Here is an 8,443-nt window from a genome sequence, read left to right as displayed (position 1 = left end):
CGCCGCGCCCGATGCGCCGGCGGCCGGCGCCGCCGTGTTCGCGCCCGGATCCTCGTAGTTCGGCAGGCCCGAGGGCTCGCCGCTCGCGCCGCCGCCCGAACCCGGATCATCATAGTTCGGCAGCCCGCTCGGCAGCGTGCCCTGCGAGGCCGCGCCCGCGCCGCCGTGATAGGTGGCCGAGCGGCGCTGCTGCGTATAGGCGTCGCGCACGAACGAATACTTGTCGAGCGCGGCCTGCTGCAGCAGGTCCGAGGCGCCGAGCAGGTCGGCGCGCGCGCTGATGAACTGCGCAATGTACATCGGGTTGCGCACTGCCGGCTCGATGTAGTTGAGCAGGTTGAAGCGCACGTCCACCGCGCGGCCCACGCCGTCGCGGAACGAGCTGGGTCCGAACACCGGCAGCACCAGGTAGGGGCCCGAGGGCACGCCCCAGCGCGCCATCGTCAGGCCGAAGTCCTGGTGATGCTTGGGCAGGCCGGCCACCGTGGCCACGTCGAACAGGCCCGCCACGCCGAACACCGAATTGATCACCACCCGCATCACGTCCTCGGTGGCGTCGGTCACGCGCAATTGCAGCAGGTTGTTCGCGGCATTGCCGAGATCGCCGAGGTTCGAGAAGAAGCTGCTGATCGCGGTACGCAGCGGGCTCGGCGTGATCTTCTGGTAGCCGCGCGCGATCGGCACGGCGATATGCGTGTCGACCGTGTCGTTGAAGGTGAAGATGGCGCGGTTCATCGGCTCGAGCGGGTCGCCCGGGGTCCGGTTGGGGCCGGTCGCGCAGCCGCTCAGCAGCGCGCCGGCCAGCGTGGCCGCGGCAGTGATTCGGAGTTTATTCATCGATTTCGGGGGATTGGGGGGCGCGTGGCACGCGCGGTTTGCCCATCAGCACGGGCTGGAACACCACGGCGCCGATCAGCGTACAGGACAGCGCGAGCGCGAGCAGCTTGCCCATGCTCGCCGTCCCCGGATGATGCGATAACCACAGGCTGCCGAAGGCGGTGGCCGTGGTCGCGGCGCTGAACAGCACCGCGTGGGTGAGGCTCGAATGCAGCAGGCCGGTCTGGCCCGCGCGCCATGCCATCACGAAGTACACCTTGAAGGCCACGCCGACGCCCAGCATCAGCGGCAGCGCGATGATGTTGGCGAAGTTCAGCGACATGCCCAGCAGCACGCACAGCTCCAGCGTGACCACGCCCGACACCAGCAGCGGCACCAGCGTGCGCAGCACGTCGCCGAAGCGGCGCAGCGTGATCCACAGCAGGACCGTGATCGACAGGATCGACAGGCCCGCGGCCTGCAGGAAGGCCTTGATGATGGTGTCGGCCGAATGCAGGATCGAGATCGGGCCGCCGATGGTGGCCGGCTCGGCCTGCTTCACGGCCTGCGCGAAGTGGCGCAGCATCACGTCGTCGCCGGGATCGACGCCGGGCGGCACCTTCGGCGAGATCTGCACCAGCGCGCGGCCGTCGGAAGCGACCCAGTCGTTGACCATCTGCGGCGGCAGGTTGGCGCGCGTGATCTCGTAGGGCTGCAGCAGCGAGGCGAGTTGGCCGAGCGCGATCTTCAGCGTGCTGGAGAAGGCGAGCTCGGCGCGATCGCGCGCGGCCGGATCGGCGGCCGCCAGCTTGGCGAGCGATTCCGACAGGTGCTTGGCCTCGGCCGCGCCCGGGCCCGGATGATCCTCCACCGCGTAGCCGAGCAGGGCCGAGGCGCGCTTGAGCGCGGCCACGCGCTGCGCGTCGCTGGCGGGCGGCGCGGGCTGCTGGGTCAGCGCCGGCAGCAGGGAATCGGCGGCGGTCTTGATGATGGCGAGCTTCTCGGGCTGCTCGGCGGGCAGGAAGGACGACAGCGTGGTGGTGCGGCCCACCTCGGGCAGCTTGGCCAGGCGCGCCGCGGCGGCGTCGGCCGCGGCCAGCGTGGGTGCCAGCATGTGCACGTCGTTGACCGAGGCTTCCGGCGAATCCTTCAGCGCGATCAGGGTGGCCATCGACTCGCTGTGCGGATCCTTCAGGTGCAGCGGGTTGAAGTCGAAGTGCAGGCGCGTGAGCAGCGGCAGGGCGCCGATCACCACCACCAGGGTGCCGATCAGGATCGGCTTGCGGTGGCGGTCGAGGTAGTCGTCGACCGGCGCGAGGCGCGGGAAGCCCGGCGCCTTCGCCTCGCCGGGCGGGTGCATCAGCTTGAGCAGGGCCGGCAGCAGCGTCATGGTGGTGAACAGCGCGACGAACATGCCGACGCCGGCGATCAGGCCCAGCTCCGAGACGCCGCGATAGGCGGTCGGCAGGAACGAGAAGAAGCTGGCGGCCACCGCGGCGGTGGCCAGCGAGAGCGGCACGCCCATCGAATGCGCGGCGCCCAGCAGCGCGTGCTCGAGATTCGGGTCGCGATGCCGTTCCTCGCGGTACTTCACGCCGTACTGGATCGCGAAATCGACGCCGAGCCCGACGAACAGCACCATGAAGGCCACCGAGATCATGTTCAGCGAGCCGACCATCGCCAGGCCCAGCGCGGCCGTCACCACCAGGCCCACCACCAGCGTGATCAGCACCGCGCCGATCATGCGCTTGGAGCGCAGCGCCAGCCACAGGATGATCAGCACCACGATCAGCGTGCCGATGCCGTTGAGCGCCGCGCCGTCCTGCACCGAGGCGAATTCCTCGTCGGCCAGCGGCTGCTCGCCGGTGAGCCGGACCACCGCGCCGAAGCGCTTGTCGAGCTGCAGCGAGGCGGCCGTCTCGCGGATCGTGCGCTCGGTCTGCTCGCCGGCCTTCAGCGCGCCGTAGTTGACCATCGGCTCGACCGTCACGAACGCGAAGGCAGGCTGCCTGGCGGCATCGCTGTCGACCAGCGCGCGCCACGAGAAGGCGGCCGGCCGGCCGGCCAGCACGTCGTCCACCGAGGCGGCGGCGCGGCCGAGCAGGGTCTTCATGCCGGGCAGGGTGACCTGGCCGGTCAGGAGCGGCTGGCCGAGCGTGGTGGACAGCGTGGTGGCCAGGCCGGTGACGCTCGGGTCCTTGGCCAGCGTGTTGACCAGCGGGCGCGCGTCGGCGAGCTTGGAGGTGGTCTTGGCGACCTCGGCGGGCGACAGGAACAGCAGCGCGTCGCGCTCGAACAGCGGGCCGCCGGCCGGCAGCGAGACCTGGCCGATGCGGCCGGCCTGGGTGTCCTTGTCGAGCGCGGCGGCCAGCGCGTCGGCGGCGGCCGAGGCGAATTCCGGCGCGGGCGCCTCGACCACGGCCAACAGCGTCTGGCTGCGCTGCGGGAAGGCGTCGTCGACGGCCTGGCCGAGCGCCGCCCATTGCGGTTCGTTGTCGATCAGCTTGCTGACATCGGTATTGATCTTGAAATGCTGGACGGTATAGACGCCGGCGAAGGCGGCGATCAGGAGCGACAGCACGACGACCAGGATCGGGCGTCGTACCGACCAGGCAACGAGTCGGACGAGTAGGGTTGTCAGCATTGGGCGGGCTGGCGGGGGCGGGCCTCGGGCAAAAGTGACCAAGTATACCGGCGCGGCGGTTTCGGAGGCGGCTAGGTCCGCGCCCCGTTTTCGACGGCCGGCGTGGTAGAAACGGTGCCGGACCAGATCGCGCCCGGCCGGAACAGGATGTCATCGGGTGGTGACAAACGTAAGCGTGGCGTAACGAAGCTTTCCGGCGCGGCCCCCGGGGGCGCCGCGCGCGGGATCGGCCGCTATACTGTTTCGATCCGGAGCCATTGGCGCCGGCTTCTTTTTTTCGAGAGCAAGAGAACGCATGAAACGTCATCTGATTGCATTCGTCGCGGCGGCGGCCGTCTCCGTCACGGCTTTCGCGCAGAGCGCGCCTGTCGACGTGGTCCGCTCCGCGGTCGAGGGGACCGTCAACGCCATGAAGGCCGATCCCGCCGCGCGCGGCGGCGACATGGCCAAGATCACGCAGGTCGTCGAGACGCGTTTCCTGCCGGTGGCGAACTTCGAGCGCACCACCCGGATCGCCGTCGGCAGCGCCTGGAGCCAGGCGAGCCCGGCGCAGCAGCAGGAGCTCTACAAGCAATTTCGGCTCCTGATGACGCGCACCTACGCGGCTTCGCTGGCCCAGCTCGGCAGCCAGGACGCGAAGTTCACCTTCAAGGCCGGCGGCGGCAACGCCACCGACGCGCTGGTCCAGTCCACCGTGAGCACGCCGGGCGATACGCAGAACGTCGGCTACCGGCTCGGCAAGGAAGGCAACGACTGGAAGATCTACGACATCGACATGTCCGGGGCCTGGCTGATCCAGGTCTACCAGGGGCAGTTCAAGTCGCAACTGGCCGCGGGCGGGATCGACGGCCTGATCAGCTTCCTGCAGAAGCACAACGCGCGCGTCAACTGAGCGGCACGCGTTCGCGCGGCCGCCTTCGCCGGTTGCGGCGGGGCGGCCGCGCCTGTCTCCTTCCTCATGCTTGTATCCGCAACGATGTTCTGCATCGTTGCGCCGGTCGTGCCAAAACCGTGGCGAGACGCCTCTCGCTTCCCTCCCATTTCGACAGCGTTGCGACCCGAGGTCCGGGAATGCGCATTGCTGCGCCTCGCCCCCCGTGGGCGCTCGTGCACGGATCGGCCGCGTTGCGCTACGCTTGCGGGCACATCCTTTCTCCCAGGTGCCGATCCGATGACGCAAGCCACTTCCCGAGCCGCCGCCGAGCTGATCGAACGCTTCGCCCTCCAGCCGCATCCCGAGGGCGGCTATTTCCGCGAAACCTATCGCGCGCCGCTCGAGGTGGCGCGTTCGAGCGACGGCGCGGCGCGCAGCGCCTCGACCGCGATCTACTACCTGCTCTGTGACGGCGCGTACTCGACCTGGCATCGGATCCGCTCCGACGAGGTCTGGCATTTCTATGCCGGCGAACCGCTCGAGGTGCATGTGCTCGACGAGCAGCAGGGCCACCTGGTCCACCGGCTCGGCAATCCGCTCACCCATCCCGGCACCGTGAGCCAGGCCGTGGTGCCGGCCGGGCGCTGGTTCGGCGCGGTCTGCGCGGAGCCGGGCGGGCTCGCCTTCGTGGGCTGCACGGTGGCGCCGGGTTTCGAGTTCAGCGAATTCGAACTGGGCGACGCCCAGGCGCTGGCGCGCGAATTCCCGCAGCACGCCGCGGCGATCGCGCGACTGGCGCGCTGAAGGCCGCGCGAGCGGCCGCATGAGGGCGGTGCCGGGCGAGCGCGGCGCCGCCCTCGGCGCGCTCAGCGCCGCCGATGCTCGACCGCGAACTTGATCAGCTCGGCCTGCCCCTCGATGCCGAGCTTGCGCTTGAGATTGAGCCGGTGCGTCTCGACCGTGCGCACCGACAAGCCGTTCTGCAAGGCGATCTGCTTGCTCGACAGGCCCTCGGCCAGCGCGTCGAGGATGTCGAGCTCGCGCGGCGTGAGGCGCTCGACCGGCCCGGCGCCCGCGCTGGCCTGGATCATGCGCGCGGCCAGCCCCTCGCTGAAGAAGGTCTGCCCGGCCAGCACCGCGCCGATGCCGCGCACGATGTCGCTGGCCGGCGAATCCTTGAGCAGGTAGCCGCTCGCGCCGGCGCGCACCGCCTGCGTCACGTACTCGACGTTGTCGTGCATCGACAGCATCACCACCCGGATCGCAGGGAACCGCTCGTGGAAGATGCCGGCCAGCGCGATGCCGTTCATGCCCTGCATGGTGACGTCCATCAGCGCGAGATCGGGCTCGAGGTACTCGGCCAGCGCGAGCGCGTCCTCGGCCTTGCCGGCCTCGCCGACCACCACGAAGCCGGGCACGGCCTCCAGGCGCATCTTGAGGCCGTCGCGGACCAGCGGGTGATCGTCGACCAGCAGCAGCCGGGCGGCGGGCGAGGGGGAATCGGGAGCGGTCATGGTGGGTCAGTTTCCGGTGTGGCGCTGCGCGGGCAGCGGCACGCGCGCGGCGATCACGGTGTGGCCGAGCTGCGAGCGGATCGTCAGGGTGCCGCCGAGCGCGTCGATGCGCTCGCGCATGTTGCGCAGCCCCACGCCGCCGTGCGGGTCGGCCTGGGTGCGCTCGACGTCGAAGCCGCGGCCGTTGTCGGCCACGCTCAGCGAGACGGCATGCGAGCTCACTTCGAGCGAGAGCGAGCCGCGCGTGGCCTGCGCGTGGCGGATCAGGTTGGTCAGCGCTTCCTGGGCGATCCGGAACAGCGCGGTGTTGACCGCGGCCGGCAGCGGCGGCGCGCCCGAGTGAGCGATCTGCGTGTAGCCGACCTCGAAGCCGGTCTCGCTGCGCAGCTCGCGGATCAACTGGTCGAGCGCGGCGGCCAGGCCCAGGTCGTCGAGCATGGCCGGGCGCAGCGCGTGGGAGATGCGGCGCACCTCGCGCAGCACGTCGCCGAGCCGGGCCGCGCTCTTGGCCAGCGCGCCCTCGGCCGCGGCGTCGCGCGCCGGGCCTTGCGCCAGCCGCTCGTGCACCGATTCGAGCATCAGCTTGACCGACACCATCATCTGGCTGATGCCGTCGTGCAGCTCGCGCGAGAGCCGCGCGCGCTCGTCCTCCTGCGATTCCACCACGCGCTGCGCGAGCGCCTTGAGCTTGGCGTCGGCCACCCGCGATTCGCTGACGTTGAGCACCAGCGCGCACAGCGCGATCACCGCCGCGCCGCCCAGCGCGATCGCGGCCAGCCCCTTCATGGTGCCGTCGATCTCGGCCGAGGCGCGCGCATCGGTGCTCGCCAGCGCGCGGTCGACGTCGTCGAGATAGATGCCGGTGCCGAGCATCCAGCCCCAGTGCTCGAGCGTGACCACGTAGCCGAGCTTGGCCTCGACGCGGCCGGTGGAGGGCCGCTGCCACTGGTAGCGCACGTAGCCGTTGCCGGTGGTGGCGGCCTTGATCAGTTCCTGGATGGTGGCCGCGCCCTGCGCGTCGCGCATCGACCAGAAGTTGCGGCCGACGCGCTCGGGCTCGCGCGGGTGCATCAGCGAATTGCCCTGCAGGTCGTAGACGAAGAAATAGCCGTCGGGGCCGAACTCCATCTTGCGCAGGATCTCGAGCGCCTGGGCGCGCCGCGCCTCGTCGCCGGCCGCGCCGTCGCGCGAGGCCGCGTAGAGCGGGCCGATCGCGCTGGTGGCGAGTTCGACGTAGTGGCGCAGCTCGACCTCCTTGCTGCCCAGGTAGGCGGATTCGATGGTCTCGTGCTGGGCGCGCGCCAGCGAGGTGGCCTGCTGGCGCACGCCGAAGCCGATGCCGGCGATCGCGACCAGGAATGGCACGATCGCGAGCAGGAATATCTTCGCCTTGAGTTTCATGGTCGATCGACGGGGAGGGCGCGCCTTGTCGGCAAGGGGCCGGGCGCACCGGCGCTATTGTCCGCGATTTCGGTGCCGCGCGACGCATGCGGCAGTGCAGCGCGAGCGGTTCGGGCGCCGCTTCCCGGGCTTCGCGGCGGCGCGGCTTGGCAGGCCCGGCGCGGGCTTCGATGCGAGAAGCCGATTTCCCAATCGCGCGAGGGGTGAGTAAGATGGGCCATTTTCTGGATGGAGTACCCGCAATGCTGACCGCCGTGCTGGAAGACGATGCCGACCAACGCGACCTGATCATGTTGTGGCTCGAACATGGCGGGCATCGCGTGCTGGGCTTCGAGACGGGCGCCGAGTTCACCGCGGCGCTGAGCAAGGAACGGTTCCAGTTGTTCGTGATCGACTGGATGCTGCCCGACGCGACGGGCGAGGAAATGATCAAGGCGGTGCGCGACACGCTCGGCTGGAACGTGCCGGTGATCGTGCTGACCGCGCGCGACGACGAGCAGACGGTGCTGACCGCGCTGCGCGCCGGCGCCGACGACTACCTCGTCAAGCCCGCGCGGGCCGCCGAGATGCTGGCGCGGATCGCGGCCGTGGCGCGACGCTACGGGGTTGGCGGCAAGGCGCCGCTGACGCTGGGCGCCTACGAGATCGACATCCAGCGGGTGCGGATCGCCGTCAACGGCGCGCCGGTCGACCTGACGCAGAAGGAGTTCGACCTGGCGGTCTACATGTTCCAGAGCCCGGGCCAGTTGCTGTCGCGCGATCATCTGCTCAATCGCGTGTGGGGCGTGCATGCCGATGTCGATACGCGCACCGTCGACACCCACGTCAGCCGGCTGCGCAAGAAGCTGCACCTGGACGGCTCGAACGGCTGGAAGGTGATTCCGATCTACGGCTACGGGTATCGCTGCGTGCGGCTCGATACGCCCGAGTAAGGCAGCGGCCCGGTGGCACGCCGGCGAGCGACGCGCCCGATCAGGCAGGCGCGCGTAAGACTGTGAACGCGGCGGCGCATTCGATGCCGCCCGGCTCTTCGATTTCCTGATTTCCCGTCGATATCGGCCGCCTGGCGCGGCCCAGGCGGCCCAGGCCGACGCTCAGCGCCACGGCCCGGGCGGCGAGGCGCGGCCGCCGTCGGTGGCGCGCCAGGCATCCTCGACCTGGGCGCGCCGCGTCAGCGCATCGCGATGCCCGGCG

At 70.4% G+C, this 8,443-nt stretch carries 7 protein-coding genes; 3 read left to right on the top strand and 4 right to left on the bottom strand.

Annotation, left to right across the window (positions count from 1 at the left end):
- Together F3J10_RS32905 and F3J10_RS32900 are read right to left on the bottom strand one after the other, a co-directional pair.
- The coding region (locus F3J10_RS32905; protein ID WP_167243835.1) for a VacJ family lipoprotein at positions 1–837 on the bottom strand (837 nt) is incomplete at its 3' end.
- A complete protein-coding gene (locus tag F3J10_RS32900; protein WP_025100240.1) occupies positions 830–3,460 on the bottom strand; it encodes an MMPL family transporter in 2,631 nt (876 codons plus the stop codon). The genes F3J10_RS32905 and F3J10_RS32900, both read right to left, overlap by 8 nt.
- A 295-nt stretch (positions 3,461–3,755) precedes the next feature.
- On the opposite strand from F3J10_RS32900, the gene F3J10_RS32895 reads away from it, so the two are divergent.
- Together F3J10_RS32895 and F3J10_RS32890 are read left to right on the top strand one after the other, a co-directional pair.
- Complete coding sequence (locus tag F3J10_RS32895; protein ID WP_013691720.1) at positions 3,756–4,352, top strand: ABC transporter substrate-binding protein; 597 nt, start codon at positions 3,756–3,758, stop codon at positions 4,350–4,352.
- A 279-nt stretch (positions 4,353–4,631) separates the two neighbouring features.
- Positions 4,632–5,138 (top strand): cupin domain-containing protein, encoded by a 507-nt coding sequence (locus F3J10_RS32890; RefSeq protein WP_029951066.1) that lies wholly within the window; start codon positions 4,632–4,634, stop codon positions 5,136–5,138.
- 62 nt (positions 5,139–5,200) lie between these two features.
- Here the strand turns inward: F3J10_RS32890 and F3J10_RS32885 are convergent, their stop codons facing one another.
- On the bottom strand, positions 5,201–5,848 hold the full coding sequence (locus F3J10_RS32885; protein ID WP_025100493.1) for a response regulator transcription factor: 648 nt from the start codon (positions 5,846–5,848) through the stop codon (positions 5,201–5,203).
- 6 nt (positions 5,849–5,854) lie between these two features.
- On the bottom strand, positions 5,855–7,249 hold the full coding sequence (locus F3J10_RS32880) for a cache domain-containing protein (RefSeq protein ID WP_025100492.1): 1,395 nt from the start codon (positions 7,247–7,249) through the stop codon (positions 5,855–5,857).
- 242 nt (positions 7,250–7,491) lie between these two features.
- Here F3J10_RS32880 and F3J10_RS32875 point away from each other — a divergent pair, with 242 nt between their 5' ends.
- On the top strand, positions 7,492–8,181 hold the full coding sequence (locus tag F3J10_RS32875) for a response regulator transcription factor (protein ID WP_025100491.1): 690 nt from the start codon (positions 7,492–7,494) through the stop codon (positions 8,179–8,181).
- Positions 8,182–8,443: the final 262 nt, after the last annotated feature.

The organism is Burkholderia sp. Cy-637, from assembly GCF_011753175.1.
Lineage (GTDB): Bacteria > Pseudomonadota > Gammaproteobacteria > Burkholderiales > Burkholderiaceae > Burkholderia > Burkholderia gladioli.
This window is presented reverse-complemented; position numbering and strand designations above follow the sequence as displayed.

Coding starts and splice junctions, on each gene's coding strand:
- F3J10_RS32895 (WP_013691720.1), top strand. CDS start 3,756: ATGAAACGTCATCTGATTGCATTCGTCGCGGCGGCGGCCGTCTCCGTC.
- F3J10_RS32890 (WP_029951066.1), top strand. CDS start 4,632: ATGACGCAAGCCACTTCCCGAGCCGCCGCCGAGCTGATCGAACGCTTC.
- F3J10_RS32885 (WP_025100493.1), bottom strand. CDS start 5,848: ATGACCGCTCCCGATTCCCCCTCGCCCGCCGCCCGGCTGCTGCTGGTC.
- F3J10_RS32880 (WP_025100492.1), bottom strand. CDS start 7,249: ATGAAACTCAAGGCGAAGATATTCCTGCTCGCGATCGTGCCATTCCTG.
- F3J10_RS32900 (WP_025100240.1), bottom strand. CDS start 3,460: ATGCTGACAACCCTACTCGTCCGACTCGTTGCCTGGTCGGTACGACGC.
- F3J10_RS32875 (WP_025100491.1), top strand. CDS start 7,492: ATGCTGACCGCCGTGCTGGAAGACGATGCCGACCAACGCGACCTGATC.